Origin of the sequence: Streptomyces oryzae (genome assembly GCF_017676365.1) — a bacterium.
Lineage (GTDB): Bacteria > Actinomycetota > Actinomycetes > Streptomycetales > Streptomycetaceae > Streptomyces > Streptomyces oryzae.
The window spans coordinates 1-18,356 of record NZ_JADKMA010000039.1; the positions used below are offsets into that span (position 1 = coordinate 1).

19 protein-coding genes and 1 pseudogene are annotated in these 18,356 nt (G+C 71.7%); 10 read left to right on the forward strand and 10 right to left on the reverse strand.

What is annotated here, in order from left to right; translation table 11 throughout:
* Positions 1-22: 22 nt before the first annotated feature.
* Entirely contained in the window at positions 23-379 is a 357-nt protein-coding gene (locus tag ITI46_RS10230; protein ID WP_209239139.1) for an Rv1322 family protein, read from the reverse strand.
* 298 nt (positions 380-677) lie between these two features.
* Here ITI46_RS10230 and ITI46_RS10235 point away from each other — a divergent pair, with 298 nt between their 5' ends.
* Positions 678-1,721 carry an LLM class flavin-dependent oxidoreductase gene (locus ITI46_RS10235; RefSeq protein WP_209239140.1) on the forward strand — a complete coding sequence of 348 codons (1,044 nt, stop codon included), beginning with the start codon at positions 678-680 and terminating at the stop codon, positions 1,719-1,721.
* A gap of 320 nt (positions 1,722-2,041) precedes the next feature.
* Here ITI46_RS10235 and ITI46_RS10240 read toward each other — a convergent pair whose 3' ends face one another.
* On the reverse strand, positions 2,042-2,434 hold the full coding sequence (locus tag ITI46_RS10240) for an SCO5389 family protein (protein WP_209239141.1): 393 nt from the start codon (positions 2,432-2,434) through the stop codon (positions 2,042-2,044).
* Positions 2,435-2,652: 218 nt separating this feature from the next.
* Between ITI46_RS10240 and nucS the strand changes: the two genes are divergently transcribed.
* Complete coding sequence (nucS, locus tag ITI46_RS10245) at positions 2,653-3,315, forward strand: endonuclease NucS (RefSeq protein WP_209239142.1); 663 nt, start codon at positions 2,653-2,655, stop codon at positions 3,313-3,315.
* Positions 3,316-3,382: 67 nt separating this feature from the next.
* Here the strand turns inward: nucS and ITI46_RS10250 are convergent, their stop codons facing one another.
* The 4 genes from ITI46_RS10250 to ITI46_RS10265 all read right to left on the reverse strand — a co-directional run bounded on the left by ITI46_RS10250 (position 3,383) and on the right by ITI46_RS10265 (position 8,345).
* Complete coding sequence (locus tag ITI46_RS10250; protein ID WP_247745760.1) at positions 3,383-5,908, reverse strand: ATP-binding protein; 2,526 nt, start codon at positions 5,906-5,908, stop codon at positions 3,383-3,385.
* A 109-nt stretch (positions 5,909-6,017) separates the two neighbouring features.
* Positions 6,018-6,377, reverse strand: a complete 360-nt coding sequence (locus tag ITI46_RS10255; RefSeq protein WP_209239143.1) for an STAS domain-containing protein — start codon at positions 6,375-6,377, stop codon at positions 6,018-6,020.
* Positions 6,378-6,651: 274 nt separating this feature from the next.
* Positions 6,652-7,500 (reverse strand): 3-hydroxyacyl-CoA dehydrogenase family protein, encoded by an 849-nt coding sequence (locus tag ITI46_RS10260; protein ID WP_209239144.1) that lies wholly within the window; start codon positions 7,498-7,500, stop codon positions 6,652-6,654.
* A gap of 191 nt (positions 7,501-7,691) precedes the next feature.
* Entirely contained in the window at positions 7,692-8,345 is a 654-nt protein-coding gene (locus ITI46_RS10265; protein ID WP_209239145.1) for a TetR/AcrR family transcriptional regulator, read from the reverse strand.
* 81 nt (positions 8,346-8,426) lie between these two features.
* Between ITI46_RS10265 and ITI46_RS10270 the strand changes: the two genes are divergently transcribed.
* From ITI46_RS10270 to ITI46_RS10295, 6 genes and pseudogenes are all read left to right on the forward strand, one after another.
* A complete protein-coding gene (locus ITI46_RS10270; RefSeq protein ID WP_209239146.1) occupies positions 8,427-9,215 on the forward strand; it encodes an ABC transporter ATP-binding protein in 789 nt (262 codons plus the stop codon).
* A 70-nt stretch (positions 9,216-9,285) separates the two neighbouring features.
* On the forward strand, positions 9,286-10,041 hold the full coding sequence (locus ITI46_RS10275) for an ABC transporter permease (protein WP_209239147.1): 756 nt from the start codon (positions 9,286-9,288) through the stop codon (positions 10,039-10,041).
* A gap of 69 nt (positions 10,042-10,110) precedes the next feature.
* Positions 10,111-10,683 carry a cob(I)yrinic acid a,c-diamide adenosyltransferase gene (locus ITI46_RS10280; RefSeq protein ID WP_209239148.1) on the forward strand — a complete coding sequence of 191 codons (573 nt, stop codon included), beginning with the start codon at positions 10,111-10,113 and terminating at the stop codon, positions 10,681-10,683.
* The gene (locus ITI46_RS10285) at positions 10,680-11,144 is read left to right on the forward strand and encodes an HAD family hydrolase (protein ID WP_247745761.1); all 465 of its coding nucleotides are present in this window, start codon (positions 10,680-10,682) and stop codon (positions 11,142-11,144) included. The genes ITI46_RS10280 and ITI46_RS10285 overlap by 4 nt, the downstream gene beginning before the upstream one ends.
* A 57-nt stretch (positions 11,145-11,201) precedes the next feature.
* A pseudogene (locus ITI46_RS10290) lies at positions 11,202-12,395 on the forward strand (RNA-guided endonuclease InsQ/TnpB family protein); the annotation flags it as partial.
* A 258-nt stretch (positions 12,396-12,653) separates the two neighbouring features.
* Positions 12,654-13,508: a hypothetical protein gene (locus ITI46_RS10295; RefSeq protein WP_247745762.1), complete on the forward strand. Its 855-nt coding sequence runs from the start codon at positions 12,654-12,656 to the stop codon at positions 13,506-13,508.
* 54 nt (positions 13,509-13,562) lie between these two features.
* On the opposite strand, the gene aac(3) is transcribed toward ITI46_RS10295, so the two are convergent.
* Entirely contained in the window at positions 13,563-14,411 is an 849-nt protein-coding gene (gene aac(3), locus ITI46_RS10300; protein ID WP_209239149.1) for an aminoglycoside 3-N-acetyltransferase, read from the reverse strand.
* 40 nt (positions 14,412-14,451) lie between these two features.
* A complete protein-coding gene (locus ITI46_RS10305; protein ID WP_209239150.1) occupies positions 14,452-15,048 on the reverse strand; it encodes a hypothetical protein in 597 nt (198 codons plus the stop codon).
* A 251-nt stretch (positions 15,049-15,299) separates the two neighbouring features.
* On the opposite strand from ITI46_RS10305, the gene ITI46_RS10310 reads away from it, so the two are divergent.
* Together ITI46_RS10310 and ITI46_RS10315 are read left to right on the forward strand one after the other, a co-directional pair.
* Positions 15,300-16,652: a sensor histidine kinase gene (locus ITI46_RS10310; RefSeq protein ID WP_209239151.1), complete on the forward strand. Its 1,353-nt coding sequence runs from the start codon at positions 15,300-15,302 to the stop codon at positions 16,650-16,652.
* Positions 16,642-17,307 carry a response regulator gene (locus ITI46_RS10315; RefSeq protein ID WP_209239152.1) on the forward strand — a complete coding sequence of 222 codons (666 nt, stop codon included), beginning with the start codon at positions 16,642-16,644 and terminating at the stop codon, positions 17,305-17,307. Before ITI46_RS10310 ends, ITI46_RS10315 begins: the two co-directional genes overlap by 11 nt.
* Positions 17,308-17,340: 33 nt before the next feature.
* On the opposite strand, the gene ITI46_RS10320 is transcribed toward ITI46_RS10315, so the two are convergent.
* The gene (locus ITI46_RS10320; protein ID WP_209239153.1) at positions 17,341-17,799 is read right to left on the reverse strand and encodes a DUF2550 domain-containing protein; all 459 of its coding nucleotides are present in this window, start codon (positions 17,797-17,799) and stop codon (positions 17,341-17,343) included.
* A 148-nt stretch (positions 17,800-17,947) separates the two neighbouring features.
* Positions 17,948-18,331, reverse strand: a complete 384-nt coding sequence (locus tag ITI46_RS10325) for a F0F1 ATP synthase subunit epsilon (RefSeq protein ID WP_209239154.1) — start codon at positions 18,329-18,331, stop codon at positions 17,948-17,950.
* Between the last annotated feature and the right edge of the window lie 25 nt (positions 18,332-18,356).

An 18,356-nucleotide genomic window follows, 5' to 3' on the forward strand; every position in this document is an offset into this window, starting at 1 on the left:
CCCGTCCCCCTCCCCCCTCCGATCAGTACCGCGGCGCATTCCGGGACCGCTGGAGTCTGGCACTCCGGCGGTCCCGTGCGTTCCAGCAGGCGCGGTGCCAGTGGCGGCGGTCGGCCACATCGCCGTGCAGGGGCCAGGCGACGACATGCGGGACGCCGGGTGGGATCTCCTGATCGCAGCCGGGGCACCGATAGTGCTTGACCGCGGCACCCCCGCTTATCTGCCGGACCGCCCACTCCTCGCCCCGCCAGTCCTCGGTGCGCTCCAGGCCATAGCGCTCGCTCCGCTCCTCGCCGTCGCGCCGCACCCCGGAGCCGGTGCGGGCGGCCTTGGCTGACTTGACGGCGCCGCTGCGGGAGCGGTTACGACGCGGGGACACGTGGGCACCTCGGGTTCGACGGCGGTGGACGGACTGACGGCCGCTCGCGGCACCGGGTGGTGCGAGGGGCGCTGTGGTGCGCTGGGCGCGGAGGCCGTGTGTCATCCAGCGTACGCAGATGGCAGAGGGGTGCTTGCGGTTGTCCACAGGCGGGGGCCGGTTGGCGTTGATCTGATTAATGACATGTCAGCCCGTGCCCTCCCCACCCTTGTGCCGTTATTGCTGATTGGGGTGTCCGATCTTCCGGAGCGCCAGGCCCGGGCCGGTTGGCGGCGGGCAGTCATGAGGGCGGTGGCGAATGCGAGTTGGAGCTTTTGTCCTGGGCGCACAGTTTCCGGGTCAGGGGCAGGCCGAGGTGCTGGACCGTGCGGTGTGCACCGCAGAGGCCGCGGAGGATGCGGGGCTGGCCGATGTCTGGCTCGCCGAGCACCATTTCGTGTCGTACGGCGTGTGCCCCTCGGCGGTGACGCTCGCGGCGCTGCTGCTGGGGCGCACCCGGCGGGTCGGCATCGGCACCGCCGTCAGCGTGCTGCCCAACGTGCATCCGGTCGCTCTCGGCGAGCAGACGGCGCTGCTGCATCTGCTCTCCGAGGGGCGTTTCACGCTCGGCGTCGGGCGCGGCGGTCCCTGGGTGGACCTGGAGGTCTTCGGCGGTGGCCTGGGCGCGTTCGAGGAAGGTTTCCCCGAGGCGCTGGATCTGCTGCTGCGCTGGCTGCGCGAGCCGAGGGTGGGTGCGGACGGGGAGCGTTACCGCTTCCGCGAGGTCCCCGTGGTGCCGCGCCCGGATGCCGCGAGCAGCCCTGCGGGGGCGGCGGCCGCACCCGGTGTCGTCGTGGCCTGCACCTCTCCGGGGAGCGTGCGGCTGGCGGCCGAGCGGCTGCTGCCGATGCTGCTGGGCATGCACTGCGGGGACGCGGACAAGGCGGACATGACCCGCCTGTGGCGGCGTACGGCGCTGGAGGCGGGCCACGCACCCGAGGCGGTCGAGGCAGTGGCCGCGCGCCATGTGTCGGCAGGGGTGGCGCAGGTCGCCGACTCCCGCGACGAGGCCCGGCAGCTGCTCACCAAGTCCATGCCGGGCTGGCTGCGGGAGGGCCTGGGCCAGCATGTGACCGTCGACGGCAGGCCCCGCCCGATGCGGGACCCGGTCGGCTATACGGAGCTGCTGTGCCAGTTGCACGCGGTCGGAACGCCGCGGCTGTGCGCCGACCGGCTCGCGGAGACGGCCGAACGCACCGGAATCGGCCGCTTCGCGCTGCTGGTCGAGGGCAGCGGGGACCGGGACGGCACGGTGCGGAACGTCCACCGGCTTGCCGCCGAGGTGCTGCCGCTGCTCGGCTGAGCCCTGGCTCTGCTGAGCGCTGGCTCTGCTGAGCGTTACTCGGCTGGGCCTTGCTCGGGGCTGAGCCGAACAGCGGCCCCGCCGCGTGCAAGCCGCGTGCAACTGCCCGCAGCCCGGCCGTCGGCAGCAGCGGGCCGGCGCACACCGCAAAGGCCGAAAAACGCCGCAGACAGCGCCCCGTTGCGGCCCGGCGGGCCGGTGAAGGGGACCACACAGCGTTGCGGCGGTGGCTCCCCCACCGCCGCAACGAACGCGGGCCTGCCGTCCGCCCGGACCGCTCAGCACCTGCCCGCCGGCTGCCCACCAGCTGCTCAGCCTGCTCAGCAGTCGCGCAGCTCCGGGGACTGGTTGAGGAGCTGCCCGCGTATGGAAGTGAACCGGGAGAGCCGGTCGTCCGCCGACGCGTCGAGCGGGAAGACGGCGACCCGGTGGCAGTTCTGGAACGCGAGCCGCACGCCGAAGTGGCGCTCCAGCGCACCCCGGATCGCGTCGCTGGCCAGTGCACGGAGCAATTGCCCGCGGTGCTGCTCATCCGGTGGCGGCGTCTGGTTGTCGGCGAACTCCCCGCCGTCCACCTTCAACTGCGCGACGAGCGAACTGACCATCTCCCAGGCGTACGGGAGGGAGGTACGGACGCAGTCGACGAACGCCGCCTCATCCACCTCGCCACGCTCTGCCTGTTCCAACAGCGCAGGTGGGACGTCGAGCGACATGGGTTTCTCCTCTCGCGACCCGGGCCGGGAAGCCGGGTCTCTTGGGGGTGAACGGACATCACCGCGTAATCGCGCAACCTCGGACGGCGACGTCCAGCCTTACCGTACGGCTCCGAGGGTGAGAGCAGCACGAGAATGGGAATACTCGCGCCACTGTCGAACACCCCATCCGGGGGCGAATCGCGCACGGCACGGATGGTCAAGTAGCGTGACCGACCATGCGTCTCGTCATCGCCCGCTGCTCCGTGGACTACGCCGGCAGGCTCACCGCACACCTGCCCTCCGCGCCCAGGCTGATCCTGGTCAAGGCCGACGGATCGGTGTCCGTCCACGCCGACGACCGTGCCTACAAGCCCCTCAACTGGATGTCTCCTCCGTGCACCCTCAAGGAGGGGGACGACCGGCGCTGGACGGTGGAGAACAAGACAGGCGAGAAATTGATCATCACGATGGAGGAGATACTGCACGACTCCTCCCATGAACTGGGCGTCGACCCGGGCCTGATCAAGGATGGCGTGGAAGCACATCTGCAGGAACTGCTGGCCAACCGCATGGAGACGCTGGGCGAGGGCTGGTCCCTGATCCGCCGCGAATTCCCCACCGCGATCGGCCCCGTGGACATCCTGGGCCGCGACAGCGAGGGGACGACCGTCGCCATCGAGATCAAGCGGCGCGGCGAGATCGACGGTGTCGAACAGCTCACCCGCTATCTGGAACTGCTCAACCGGGACCCCCATCTCGCCCCGGTCAAGGGCGTCTTCGCGGCCCAGGAGATCAAGCCCCAGGCGCGGGTGCTGGCCACCGACCGCGGCATCGACTGCGTCACCCTCGACTACGACGCGCTGCGCGGCATCGAGGACGACAAGCTCCGCCTCTTCTGAAAGCTCCCGCCTCTACCGAGGCAACCGGGCCTTCCGAGGCAACCGGGCCTTCCGAGGCAATCGGGCGCTAGGACGCCGACGGGCCGGCCGAGTTCGAGGCCGGGCCGTTGCCCGGGGAGCGGTCCGTCGGCGTGCTGCTGCCGGTCGTGGTGTTGTCCGCACTGCCCGAGGGCGAGTTCGGGCTCTCCGATGTCGGGTCGCCGCTCGGGGTGGGCGACGGGTCCTGCGAGGAGGGCGGGTCGTCCGGCGACGAGGACGGGGGGCGGTGCGGCGACGACGGCGGGTCGTGCGGCGAGGACGGTGGCTTCTGGGAGCTGCTGGGGTCCTCGGGTGCGCTCGAAGAGCCCTTGGGGGAGCTGGATCCGCCCCCGGGTGTCCCGGCGTCCTGCGAGGAGCCCGGCAGGTTCGTGCCGGGCGCCGGCTTGCCCGCGGCGGGCTGCTGCCGCTCCGGCTGTCCGCTCGGGCTGCCGTCCTCTGGCGACTCGTCGCCGGGTGCGTTGTCCTGGTCGTCCTGGGAGGCGGTGGAGTCCGGCCGTACGGTGTCCGGCGGGCCGTCCTCGGTTGCGGTGCCCAGGGTGACGACGGTGCCGACCACGGCGGCGATCAGCGCGCCCGCGCCGGCCACCACGGCGCTCCGCTTGCGGGTGGTGAAGGCACGCCAGCCGCGCGGAGCGCTGTGCCGGCCGCCCACGTGGCCGGAGGCCGCGACCCCGGCCGCGTCCGCCGCGCCGCTCGTCGGCGAGACCAGCGTCTCACTCGGCTGCTGCTGTGCCGCGCCGGCGGACAGCACGGAGGTGGTGGCGGCATCGGCGTCCGGCTGTCTGCTGTCGACAGCTCCGGCCGAGCCCAGCGCGGGCGTGTCGGTGAACGGCCGGCCGGGCGGATCGGGGAAGGCCGCGGCGAGGCCGGCGACCGGAGTGTCCCCGCCCGCTGCGGAGCCGCCCGGAGCCGGCAGGGCCGCCGTACCCGGCGTCGGTCCCGGAGTGGCCCCGGCCAGCCGGTCGGTCACCAGCGCCAGCGCCCTGCAGCCCGCCACCATGCCGCGCTGCTCGGCCAGCGTGCCCCGCAGCCCGAGCGCCGTCTCCAGCTCGGAGCGGGCCCGTTCGGGGTTGCCCGCGGAGAGGGCGAGGATGCCCAGTTCATGGTGGAAATAGGCTTCCTCGGCGATCTCCCCCGCGGTCCGTGCCGCCTCCTGGCCGCAGCGCAGCACCCGCTCCCAGGCGCTCCAGCGCATCCCGGCGGCCAGTACGGGCGCTGCCGTACGGGCCAGCAGCACCGCGGCGCTGGCGTTGCCGGCCCGCTGGGCGCCCCGGGCGGCGGCGAGCAGCGCGTCGGCCTCCAGCGCGACGCGGTCGGTGGTGGCCGAGGGCTGTGCTGCCCACCAGCTGTAGTGCTGCGCGGCGGCGAGCGCGTACGCGGGGCCGCCCTCCGCGAAGCCTGCCTCGGCGAGCTGGGCCGCGACGCCGGCGGCGAGCGTGAAGTGGCCGCCTGCCGGGCTGATCAGCCCGGAGGCCAGCAGTTCGGTGAGGCAGTCCCCGGCGTCGGGGTCGCCGACGAGGGCGGGGAGGTGGGCGGGGTGCGGGAGCTGGCCGTCCAGCGCGAGCGCCAGCCGCAGCGCGCCGCGTCCCGGCTCGGACAGCGCGGCGGCCAGCAGCGGTGCCAGCGCCACGTCACCCGACAGGCCGGGGACGACGCCGCCGCTGCCCTGGAGCCGCAGCAGCGCTCCTGCCTGTACGAAGCGCAGCGGCAGACCTTCGGAGCCGAACCACAGGTCGGCCGCCCAGTCGGCCTCGTCGTCGGTGAGCTGCCGGTGCACGGCGCGCTCCAGCAGCTCCGCACAGGCGGTGCGGCTCAGCCCGGCCAGGAAGACCTCTTCGACGTGGGAGCGGGCGGCGGGCGCGGCGACGTCGGGGGTGGCGGTGAACAGGAAGGCGCACTCGGGTGTGGCCCGCAGCAGCTCGTCCAGGGCCGCGCCGCCGAACTCCAGGTCGTCGACGATCACGACGGCGCCGATCCCGCCCAGCGCGCTTATCAGCTCCGCCTTGCCCGGGCGGTGCAGCGGGGCGCTGTGCACGGCGGCGAACAGGTCGTACATCAGGTCGCTGGGCGTGCGGTGGTAGCCGCTGAGCCGGACCACCCCGTCGGGGGCGAGGGAGGCGACGTCGGCGGCGACGGCGTCGAGGAGGACACTGCGCCCTGACCCGGCGGGGCCGGTGAGCCGGACGGAGCGGCCACGGGAGAGCAGCCGGGAGAGCCGCTCGCGCTCCTCGTCACGCTCCAGCAGGCTGCCCGGCGGCAGCGCGGCCGCGGCGGTGACCGTCCCGGGCGCGGGGCGGTCCTGCGGGGCGAGCTTCGGCGGGGTCGCGCGCTGCTCCCCGGGCGGGCAGGGCTCGATCTCGCTGCCGTCGACCGGGTTGACCGTCACGAGGTACTGATCGGCGACGAGCCGGACAGCCCTGGCCGGTTCGCCGCCGGTTCCGCTGTCCGGTTCGCCGCTGGTCACGCGGTCGGTGGGCGGGTTCCCGTCCCCATGTGCGGGCGGGTTCCCGTCCCCGTGTGCGTAACGGTCGCTGCCGTGCCGTTCCATCGTCATGTCTCCCAAGGGCAGGTGGCGCGGCCGGCCGGCCAGGAGGGGCCGGTCCGGTGCGCGGGCTCCATTGTCCAGGAAGTGTCGGCGCGCGGGGACGGTACCGGCCCAGTTGTCATGGCTTTGCCAGAATGCCGGGGTGTGCCGGCCTGGACCCGGCAGCCGCCGGGCCGCCCGCCCCGGGCGTCTCGATGGCGAGAATCCGGTGCAGCCGCGTGGCCACCAGCAGGCGCTGCATCTGCGGCGGCACCTCACGCAGGACGAGTCTGCGGCCGCACCGTCCCGCGCGGCGGTGTGCGCCCATGATGACGCCGAGACCCGTGGCGTCCCACGAATCGAGCTCGGCCAGATCCAGCACCAGGTCCCCGTCCCCCGAGTCGACGGCTGCGTGCAGGACCGTACGGGCGTCCGCCGCGCTGCGGACGTCAAGACGACCTCCGACGACCAGCTCGGCGTGGTCGCCCCTGATGTGCATATGTGCTCCTATATTCGCGGAGTGGTGTCCCTGGCGTGTTTCCTTATGACTGTTGTGGCCCCACTGTTGTGGCTCCACCGGCCGTGGCCCCGTCCGAGCCCTCATCACAGATGACTGGCTCAGCGGCGGTGGAGTTGCCGTCCGTTTCCTGACCGATACCGAGATTCACCCCCGCGGGGGAGCCGGAGCGGCTGCCGCGTGGGTCGGCTCGCCCTTCCCCGGCCTCCTGCCGGACAGAGAGGGGAGGGCGTCCAGGCGCCGCCCGCGGAGTGGTTCAGTGCTGGTAGAAGCCCTGGCCGGACTTTCGCCCCAGGTCGCCGGCGTCGACCATGCGCCGCATCAGCTCCGGCGGGGCGAACTTGGCGTCCTGGGATTCGGTGTGGATGTTCTCCGTGGCGTGCAGCAGGATGTCGACACCCGTCAGGTCGGCGGTGGCCAGCGGGCCCATGGCGTGCCCGAAGCCCAGCCTGCAGGCGGTGTCGATGTCCTCGGCCGAGGCGACGCCGGACTCGTAGAGCTTGGCGGCCTCCACCACGAGCGCCGAGATGAGGCGGGTGGTGACGAAGCCCGCGACGTCCCGGTTGACGACGACGCAGGTCTTGCCGACCGACTCGGCGAACTCCCGTGCGGTGGCGAGGGTTTCGTCGCTGGTCTTGAGGCCCCGCACCAGCTCGCACAGGGCCATCATGGGCACCGGCGAGAAGAAGTGGGTGCCGACGACCCGCTCGGGCCTGCTGGTGGCGGCCGCGATCTTGGTGATCGGGATGGCGGAGGTGTTGGAGGCCAGGACGGTCCGGTCACCGGCCAGCTTGTCGAGGGCGGCGAAGATCTCCCGCTTGACCTCGATCTTCTCGAAGACGGCCTCGACGACGATGTCCGCCTCGGCCGCCGCGTCCAGATCCGTGGTGGTGGTGATACGGCCGAGGGCGGCTTCCGCCTCGGCGGCCTCCAGCTTGCCCTTGGAGACGAACTTGTCGTACGACGCCTTGATGCCGTCCGTGCCGCGGGCGAGCGCCTCGTCCGTCACATCGCGGAGCGTCACGTCCCAGCCCGCCTGAGCGGAGACCTGTGCGATTCCGGAGCCCATGAGTCCGGCTCCGATGACGGCGAGCTTCTTCGCCACGTTCTTCACCCTCACTTCGTCGCGCCGGGCCGGCGCGCCCGCTGATGCGGCGCGCTCCAGCGCCTTGTGAATGACCGTCCGTTGGGCGGACATTAGCGTCTAACGGCAAGGCGTGGGGAGCGAAGAGACACGTATCACGTCTCACATGGCGGACGTCACACCGTGCGCGCCGCACCTCGGGGGCGGGGCCATCAACCGGGCTTGACCGCGTAGTTGAGGAAGCGCTCGGAGACGAGGGTTTCGTAGGTGTCCAGCTTCCGGAGCGCGTCGAGCGCTGTCTGTTCGGGTGACTTCCCGGCGGCGATCGAGCGGGTCGCACCCCGGAAGAGCTGGTTGCTGATGTGCACCAGCTCCCCGGCGACAAGTTGGGGCATCGGGTCGTCGGGCCCCGCACCGGCCTCCTCGGCGAGGGTGCTGGTGAGCCGCTCGGCGGTGCGGTACTGCAGCAGCATCATCCGGGCCAGCAGTGAGGGCGCCTCGTGGATGCAGCGCATGAACTTGCCGTAGCCCTCCACCGTCCCCGCGTACACGCTGCGGTCCTCGATGTCCGCGCGGAGCCTGCCGAGCACGGCACGGGCCGCCGACTCGCCCGGCTGCCGCTCCCGTACGAAGCGGGAGGGGCGGTCGATCACCTCCTCCTCGCGGTCGAAGAAGAGGTCCTCCTTGGTCGGGAAGTAGTTGTAGACCGTGTTCACCGAGACGTCGGCGGCCTCCGCGATCTCGGCGATGGTGACCGCGTCGAAGCCGCGGTCGAGGAAGAGACCCGTGGCGATGTCGGAGATCCGCCGCCGGGTCTCGCGCTTCTTCCGCTCCCTGCGGCCCTCCTGTGGGGCAGTGCTGGCCATGCCGCCATGGTAGGCGAGGATGGGGTCGGTTTATTTTTGGGGTGGTTGCAAGTTTGAAGTGACTCTGTTTTTCTTGGTGCCATGCCAGCAGCCATCCACACCGCCGGGCTGACCCGGACCTTCCGCACCAAGAACCGCACCGTCGAAGCCGTACGCGGCATCGACCTGACCGTGGAGCAGGGCGAGATACTCGGCTTCCTCGGCCCCAACGGGGCGGGCAAGACCACCACGCTCCGGATGCTCACGACCCTCCTGCCGCCCACCTCGGGCACCGCGACCGTCGCGGGCCACGACCTGATCGCCGACCCCAAGGGCGTACGGGAGCGGATCGGCTATGTCGCACAGTCCGGCGGCGTCGACCCCACCGTCAGCGTCCGGGAGGAGCTGACGACCCAGGGCAGGCTCTACCGCCTCAGCAGGTCCGAGGCCGCCCGCCGCACCGAGGAGCTGGCCGGGGAGCTCGGCCTGACCGCGCTGCTCGACCGCCCCTGCGGCGCGCTCTCCGGTGGTCAGCGGCGGCGGCTCGACATCGCCATGGCGCTCACCCACAGCCCGGCGCTGCTGTTCCTGGACGAGCCGACGACCGGTCTGGACCCCGGCAGCCGCGCCGACCTGTGGCAGCTGATCCGGCGGCTGCGCGACCACCGCGGCATGACCGTCTTCCTGACCACCCACTACCTGGACGAGGCCGACGCGCTCGCCGACCGGCTGGTGATCGTGGACGACGGCCGGGTCGCCGCACAGGGCACCTCAGCCGAGCTGAAGCGGACCTACGCCGGCGCCGCCGACGCCGGCCTCCAGGACGCCTTCATCGCCATCACCGGGCGGCGGACCCAGCGCGAGGAAGAAGAGACACCCGTCGCCGTCTGACCGCGAACCGCGGACCGGGTCCGCAGACCGCGTCAGAGAGAACGTCTCAGAGAGAACGGATAACTTTCCTGTGTCCCATGTGTTCACCGATACCGGCATCATCGCCGGGCGCTACATCCGGCAGACGGCATCCTCGAAACTCAGCCTGCTGTTCGGGGCGCTTCAGCCGCTGCTGTTCCTCGTCCTGTTCGGGCCGCTGCTGGAAGACCTGCACCTCGGTGAGGGCGGGGACTCCTGGCAGACGCTGGTGCCCGGAATCCTCGTCCAGCTCACCCTGTTCTCGTCCGCCTTCGCCGGGTTCACCATCCTGATGGAGAAGCACAACGGGGTGGTGGAGCGCATGCGGGTCACCCCCGTCAGCCGGCTCGCGCTGCTGCTGGGGCGCCTGGTGCGGGACTCCCTCCAGCTGTTCGCGCAGTCGCTGGTGCTCGTGCTGGTCGGCGTCGCGATGGGGCTGCGCGCACCGGTGGCAGGAGTGCTGATCGGCTTCCTCCTGGTCGGCCTGCTCGCCGCGGCGCTCGCCTCGCTGTCGTACGCGCTGGCCATGCGGGTCAACTCCCCTCAGGAGTTCGCCCCTGTGGTCAGCTCCCTCAACATGCCCGCGGTGCTGCTGTCCGGCATCCTGCTGCCGATGACGCTGGCCCCGGGGTGGCTGGACACACTCTCCCGCTTCGTGCCCTTCCGGTACGTCGTCGACGCCGTACGGGACGCCTACACCGGGCACTACGCGGACGGCTCCGTCCTGCTCGGCGCTGCAGTGGCTGCCGCCCTGGCCGTGGTGTCGCTGGGGCTGGGCACGCGGGTGTTCCGCAGGGTGAGTGCCTAGCGCTTCCGGGGCGCGGAAACGGTGGTCGGGTCGGCCCTCCCGGTCCGTGCCACCGTTACGCTCGGCCGCATGGTTAACCTCACGCGGATCTACACCCGAACCGGCGACAAGGGCACCACGGCGCTCGGCGATATGAGCCGTACGGCCAAGACGGACTCCCGGATCGCGGCGTACGCCGACGCCAACGAGGCGAACGCCGCGATCGGGGTGGCGCTGGCCACGGGGGAGCTGGACCAGGAGATCGCCGCCGTGCTGCTGCGAGTGCAGAACGACCTGTTCGACGTGGGCGCCGACCTGTCGACGCCGGTCGTTCAGAACCCGGAGTTCCCGCCACTGCGGGTCGAACAGACCTACATCGACAAGCTGGAGGCCGACTGCGACCGCTTCCTGGAGGGCCTGGAGAAGCTGCGCTCCTTCATCCTTCCCGGCGGTACGCCCGGCGCGGCGCTGCTGCACCAGGCGTGCACCGTCGTCCGCCGGGCCGAGCGCTCCACCTGGGCGGCCCTCGAGGAGCACGGCGAGACGATGAATCCGCTGACGGCGACCTACCTCAACCGCCTCTCCGACCTGCTGTTCATCCTCGCCCGTACGGCCAACAAGGCGGTCGGCGACGTGCTGTGGGTGCCGGGCGGCGAGCGGTGAGCACCGCGGCGCGGGCGCGTGAGCCCCGGCCCGCGCTGCTGATCGACCTCGGCGGGGTGCTGGTGGCGGACAAGTTGCCTGCCGCCGCCGCCAAATGGTCCGCCCGGCTGGGCATCACGGAGCGGGACTTCGTCACGGCCGTCTACGCGGGCAACGACACCGAAGTGCTGGTCGGCCGGATGAGCGGCCCGGCGTGGTGGTCGGTGGTACGGGACCGGCTCGCGCTGGACGCGGACGGTCTCGCCGAACTGCGGCACGACCTGGCGGGCGAACCGGTGTGGGACCGCGCGCTGCTCGACGCGGTCGCCGGGCTGCGGGGCCGGGCACGTACGGCGTTCGTCAGCAACGCCTGGCCCGACGCCCGGCCCAACCTCGCGCCGTCGCTGTCGGTCGCCGACGTGGCGGTGCTCTCCTGCGAGGTGGGGTATGCCAAGCCCGATCCGCGTATCTCTCTGCTCTGACGTGCACGGTCCCATGGGTGGGCACTGTTGTCAGTGGCCCCCGATAAGGTGCTGATCGTGCAGCTCAGGTACGGGTTCCGCCTGTACCCGAACGGTCCTCAGCGCACAGCGTTGGCCAGGGCGTTCGGGTGCGCCCGCGTGGTCTTCAACGATGCGCTCCGCGTCCGTGAGGACGCCCGTGCCGCCGGGCTGCCGTTCGTCACCTCCGGTGAGTTGTCCAAGCGGCTGACAGCCGCGAAGAAGACCCCTGAGCGGGCGTGGCTCGCCGAGGTCTCGTCGGTGATCCTCCAGCAGTCCCTTCGGGATCTCGACACCGCCTACCGGAACTTCTTCGACGGCCTCAAGGGCAAGCGCCCCAAAATGGGACCGCCGCGCTTCAAGAGTCGCAAGGACACCCGGCAGGCGATCCGCTTCACCGTTAACGCCGGATGGAAGATCACCCCCGGCGAGAAGCTGCGGCTTCCGAAGGTCGGCGACGTGGCAGTGAAGTGGTCGCGCACGTTGCCGTCCACCCCGTCCACAGTGACTGTGATCAAGGACAGTGCCGGTAGGTACTTCGCGTCGTTCGTGGTCGAGACCGGATCGGAAGAACTCCTCCCGCCGGTCACCCCGGAGGTCGGCATAGACCTCGGGCTCGGGCACTTCGCCGTCCTCTCCGACGGCCGGAAGATCGACAGTCCCCGCTTCCTGCGCCGGGCCGAGAAGCGCCTCAAGAAGGCTCAGCGGAACCTCAGCCGCAAGGCCAAGGGATCGAACAACCGGAACAAGGCCAGGCTTCGCGTCGCCCGCGCCCATGCGCGGGTGGCCGACGCACGGCGGGAGTTCCACCACCAGCTCTCCACCAAGCTGATCCGCGAAAACCAAGCCATCGCGGTGGAAGACCTGGCGGTCAAGGGACTCGCCCGCACCCACCTGGCCAAGTCCGTGCACGACGCCGGATGGTCGCAGTTCACGGCCATGCTCGAATACAAGGCCACCCGGTACGGGCGCACCTTCGTGCGCATCGGCCGCTTCGAGCCCACCTCACAGGTCTGCTCGGCCTGCGGCGTCAAGGACGGCCCCAAACCCCTCCACGTCCGGGAATGGACGTGTGGGGCCTGCGGGACCGTCCTGGACCGAGACACCAACGCGGCGGTCAACGTCGCCAAGGCGGCCGGACTGGCCGTGACAGCCCGTGGAGCGCGGGTAAGACCGGTACCCCTACCGGCACAGCGCGAAGAAGCAGGAACCCACCCGCAGCCGCACCCGACAACGGCGCGACAGACGGAAATCGCCCCTTCAGGCGGGCGAGGATGTCAAACGCGCACGCTGCAACTGCTGGGCGCCGCAGCGGCGGACTCGCTGTTCGTCGACGACGTCCCGGAGAACGTCGAGGCCGCCCGCGCCCTGGGCATGGCGGGCCACCTCCACACCAGCTCCGCCGACACCCGCGCCGTCCTGGAAGCGTTCGCCGCCCGGCTGCCCAGGGCCGACGGAGACTGACCGAAAACAAGCGAGTACTGTGCCCGCATGTCCATACCGGGGGCGCAGCCGCAACAGCCACAGCAGCCGTTTTCACAGCAGCCCACATCAACCGCGACGCCCGCGTACCAGTTCAATCCGTACGCGCAGCCGCAGACTCCGCCTCCGGGGCCGCCGGGGCAGCCGCCGGGCGGGCCTGGCCGCGGCGGCGGGCCGCGCTGGCTGTGGGCCCTGGGCGGCGTGGTCATCGCCTCCGTCACCTGGGCGGCGACGCTGATGGCCACCGGCGCGCTGGACAAGGGCGGTTCGGACTCGTCGGCCACAGCGGACTTCCAGGGCTACCGCTTCCACCACGACATGTGCAAAACGGCGAAGCTCAAGTCGTTCCAGCAGGAATACAAGATCCAGGAGCCCGAGTCGGACGACCCCGACGGCTACTCGTCGCGGCAGAAGGGCCTCGACGTCAGCTACTGCAGCCGCACGATGCTGGAGCACGGCGAGACGTCGAAGACGCCCCCGACCACCTATGTGTCCACCAGGGTGAACTGGCACAAGAAGACCGATCCGGCCCCCGAGTTCGCCTCCGAGCAGCGGACGTGGAAGGACCAGAAGACCGGCACGTACCAGTACACCGTCTCCCGCGTGGACGGCTTCGGCGACGAGGCGTACATGATCAAGGAGAAGCGCGGGGACAGCCTGGGCAGCCTCAAGCTGGAGGTGCGGGCCGGGTGGATGACGTACGAGATGAGCTGGAGCTGGTTCGGCGGCGGCCTCGACGAGGATTTCGAGCCACCGTCCGAGGCCACCGTGACCGGCTGGATGAAGAAGGACACCCGCGCCACGCTCGCGGCGCTCAAGAAGCCGGACTCCAAGGAGGCCCCTGGGCGCGACCCGGGCGCGTAGCGCGGCCTCGGCGCCTTGCGACGTAGTGGCGTCCCGTACGCGGTGAGGTTCCGCTTATGCGGTGATGTTCCGCTCGATCCACTCCACCCCGAAGCGCACCAGCTCCGCCGCCTCGAACAGATGGCTCTCGGCAGCGCCCACCCGGCCGCGTACGCCGATTCCGGCGGCGAGTGCCTCCTGGGCGATGACGGTGAACGGCCAGACGCCCTCCGGTACGACCTGGCCGTAGTCGAACGCCTCGTCCTCGGTGTCGATGTCCCAGTAGCGCTGCCAGAGGCGGCTGCCGTCGGCGTCCAGGACCGGGACCTCGTAGGAGAGATGACGCTTGCCCGGCGCCTGAGCCAGCGCCTCGGCATGGTGCAGGATCGTGAGCGTGTCGAGCGGAGCGCCCAGCAGCAGCACGCGGCCACCGGCGTCGACCAGCCTGCCCAGCGGCCCGCGCGCGCCGTACGGATCGTCCCAGGGCACGTCGAGCACCAGCGCCTCGACACGTGCGCCCAGCGCGGCGAAGCTGTCGGGGTGCCGGGTGCGCAGGGCACCCGGCAGCCGGCGCAGCGCCTCCGGAAGGCGGCCGTTGTCGTGGGTGCCCTCGCTCAGCTCCGGGTCGTAGGCGGGATGTTCGGCCCGCACGGCCTCCTGCCAGGGTGCGGGCCAGTCGGTGAAGTCGCTGGGCGGTGCGTCGTTCCAGCCGCTGTAGACCAGCAGCGTGCCCTTCTCGCCCAGCACTTCGCGGAGCGCCGCGATGACGGTGAGGGGGCCGCCGGGCACATAGCCCAGCGCGGAGAGGGCGGTGTGGAACATGACGGTGTCACCGGGGCGCAGCCCCAGCGCGGACAGCTCCCGGACCAGCCGGCTGCGGGTGACGGGGCCGTTGGAGCGGTCCAGCAGTGCGCGTTCGTCCATCCGGCGAGCGTAAGAGGTTCAGCGGCGGCTCGGCGTCCGATTATTTCCGGACACCCGTGCCCAGCGGATCGCCCTGTTCCAAGGGCTGCTCCGACTGCTTCGGCTGCTTCGGCTGCTTCGGCCAAATCGTGTAGCTCAGCGCGATGATCAGGCTGATTCCGGCGACGAGGCCCATGCGGGTCTGCCACTGGCGCAGTGGCTCGGTCTGCTCGGGCCCGCCCACGTACCAGATCGCGATCTGCAGCAGCGCGGCGGCGATCGCGGCGGCGCCGATGGCGCGGGCGCCCATCTTCCACTCGTGCACCGTGCGCGCCGTCCCGTAGCGAGGCGGCTTGGCCGGGCGTGGGCCCTTGCCCAGCAGATGGGCTGCGTGCCCGTCCGCCCACTTGACCATGTAGTGCCCGTGCGTCGCGGTGAAGCCGAGGTAGACGGCGGCCAGCCCGTGCTTCCAGTCGGGCTCCGCACCGTTGCGCAGGTCGATCGCGGTGACGACCAGCAACACCACCTCCAGCAGCGGCTCGCACAGCAGCACCGCTGCACCGGCGCGGGGCATCCGCGCGAGGTAGCGCAGCGCGAGGCCCGCGGCGAGCAGCACCCAGAAGCCGATCTCGCAGCCGATGATCAGCGTAACGATCATGAAGGAACGCCTCCTGGCGTATGTTCCCTGACGGGGATGACGACGTACCGCTCCCGGTCGCCCCGCCCTCCCCCGTGGCGGACGCGGCGGCCGGACGCGCCTCTCCAGCTTCGCGTCCGGGGGCCGCCAGGTGCGTCGTCGCCCATGACGATTCGGGGTGGCGCGGACTGCATCGAAAGATGCAGTCCGCCGTGCCGGGGCTCGGCCCGACGACGGACACCTCGGCCGTACCGGACCGGGAGAATGGGGCCATGACCGCCGCCGCAGCCACCGAACGGATCCGCGCGCTGCGTGGCCTGCGCCCGCACCAGGACGATGTGCTGATCGCCCTCACCGGGCTCGCCTGCGGGCTGCTGCTGTGGGTCTTCGACCTCGCCAGCAACCCGCTGTGGCAGCACGGCCCGCGCTGGCTGGCGCTGGTGCCGCTGGGTGTGATGGCCGGGGCGGCGCTGCTGCGGCGCTCCGGGCAGCCGTACGCGCTGCTGCTGGGCATCGCCGCCGAGGTTGCCGACCAGGCGCTGGGCTCGCTGCTGGCGACGCTGGTGCTGTTCACGGACCTGCTCTACGCCGCGGTGCTGTACGGCACTCAGCGACTGGCCCGCGTGGTGCTGCGGACCTCGGCTGCGGTGACCGTGCTCGCCACGGCCGGGCTGCTGCTCGCCTTCCAGCGGGCCGAGATGCTGCTGATCGGCGCCGCCTGCGCCGGTGTGCTGCTCGTTCCCACCACCTCGGGCGAGATGATCCGCAACCACCGGGACAAGGCGGAAGCCGAGCGGCTGCGGGCCGAGCAGACGGCGTACCTCGCCGAGCTGGACCGCAAACAGGCGGTGGGCGCCGAACGGGCCCGGATGGCACGCGAGTTGCACGATGTGGTGGCCAACCACCTCTCGGCCATCGCCATCCACTCCTCGGCAGCCCTCTCCTTCCCCGCCTCCGGCGACAGCGGCGAGGCCACCCGCGAAGCGCTGGGCGTCATCCGCGAGAACAGCGTGCAGGGGCTGTCCGAGATGCGCCGCCTCATCGGGCTGCTGCGCAGCGCGGACGGCACTGAGGAACCGGCGGCGACGCCCTCCCTCGACGGGCTCGACGCGCTGCTGACCCGCGCCGGTGCCATGGCGGGCGACGGCCGTACCTTCACGCTGGCGGACCACCGGCCCCCCGGCGAGCGGCTGCCCACCCCCGTGGAACTGGCCGCCTACCGCGTCGTCCAGGAAGCCGTCACCAACGCGCTCAAGCACGCGGCGCCCGGCAACGTCACCGTCGAGCTCGACCGGGACGGCGCACGCGCCGGCACGCTCGGCATCCGCGTCAGCAGCCCGCTGGACGGGGCCGCCGCCGACGGCAGCGCACCGGCCGACGACGGCGCCCCGCGCGCGCCCGGTGCGGGTGCGGGTCTCGTCGGGATGCGGGAGCGGGTTGAGCTGCTGGAGGGCGAACTGACCGCAGGCCCTGTGACCGGCGCCGACGGCGTGCGGGTCTGGCAGGTGTACGCGGTGCTGCCGGCGCCGCACGAGACGGGCGCGGTCCCCGCCGGGAACGGGGCGCCGCACAGACCAGGACCGAGTACCGAGCCGAGCCGAGGGAGACAGAGCCGTGACAGCTGACCGGACGATCCGGGTGCTGGTCGCCGAGGATCAGCAGGCCGTACGCGCCGGCCTGGTGCTCATCCTCCGTAACGCCCCGGGCATCACGGTGGCCGGCGAGGCGGGTGACGGGGAGGAGGCCGTGCGGCTCGCCCGCGAACTGGCCCCCGATGTGGTGCTGATGGACATCCAGATGCCCCGCCTCGACGGGGTCACAGCCACCCGCCGCATCACCGGCGAACGCCTCGCCGATGTCCTCGTGCTGACGACGTTCGACCTCGACGCCTACGTCTTCGGCGCCCTCCGCGCGGGCGCCGCCGGCTTTCTGCTCAAGGACAGCGAGGCGGCGGCGGTGGTCGAGGCCGTACGCACCGTCGCCCGCGGCGAGGGGATGATCGCACCCGCGGTCACCCGGCGGCTGATCGCCGAGTTCTCGGGCGCGCGCCCGGCGCCCGTCGAGGATCCGCCGCCCGGCCTCGACGCACTGACGCGGCGCGAACGGGAAGTGCTGGGCTGTCTCGGCGAGGGCCTCTCCAACGCGGACATCGCCCGCCGCCTCACCATGGCCGAGGCCACCGTCAAGACCCACGTCAGCCGGCTGCTCGGCAAACTGGAGCTGCGCAGCCGCACCCAGGCGGCCGTGCTGGCCCAGGAGTTGGGAATCACCGCACCGTGAGCATCCGCACACCGTGCGCGACCTCTCGATGTCCTAGGCCACGTTGACCCGCTGGCCCGGAGGGGCCGCTTCCAGCCAGGCGAGGAAGCCGGTGAGGGCGTCCTCGCTCAGGGCGAGCTCGACGCGGGTGTGCTCCGGGCCCACCGCGCAGGCCAGCACTACGGCGTCGGAGAGCAGCGCCTGCTCCTCCTCGCCGAGCGGGGAGCGGCGCTCCAGAACGTCAATGGCCCCGCGCACCAGATGGCGGCGGGGCCTGGGGGCGTAGGAGAAGACGCGGAACCATTCGATGCGGTCGCCGTTGTAGCGGGCGATGCCGTACGCCCAGCCTTTCCCTTTGGGGTCGCTGGCCTCGGACTCGGTGACCGCCCAGCGCAGATTGCAGTCGAACGTTCCGCCTGACCGCTGGATGAGCCGTCGGCGTACCCCGAAGGCGAAGAGCCCCGCCATCACCAGCAGGACGACCACGCCGCACAGCAGCAGAGCGAGGACCATCTTCACCGACCTCCTCGCTCTCTCCGGGACCTGCGCGGGGCAAGTCTCTCAAACCCTGCTGTATGGCTTCAGCCGCGGGCGGCCCCGGATGATTCCGGGACCGCCCGCGGCTGAGGGTCGTCGTGCGCCAGGCGTGACGCGACAAACGTCAGCGTGCGGCCGTCACCGCTCGCAGCCGGACGTCGGCGCGCTTCTCGGCGTCCTCGTCGGCCTTGGACTTGGCATCCTCCAGCGCGCGCTCGGCGCGTTCGACATCGATCTCGTCGGTCAGCTCCGCGACCTCGGCGAGCAGCGAGAGCTGGTTGTCCGCGAAGGAGATGAACCCGCCGTGCACCGCCGCGACGACGGTGCCGCCGCCGCTCTCGCCGGTCGTACGGATGGTGACCGGGCCGGACTCCAGCACGCCGAGCAGCGGCTGGTGGCCGGGCATCACACCGATATCACCCGAGGAGGTGCGCGCGACGACCAGGCTGGCCTCGCCGGACCAGACCTTGCGGTCGGCGGCGACCAACTCGACGTGCAGCTCAGCCACTGTGGCTCCTCAGACTGGGATGGGG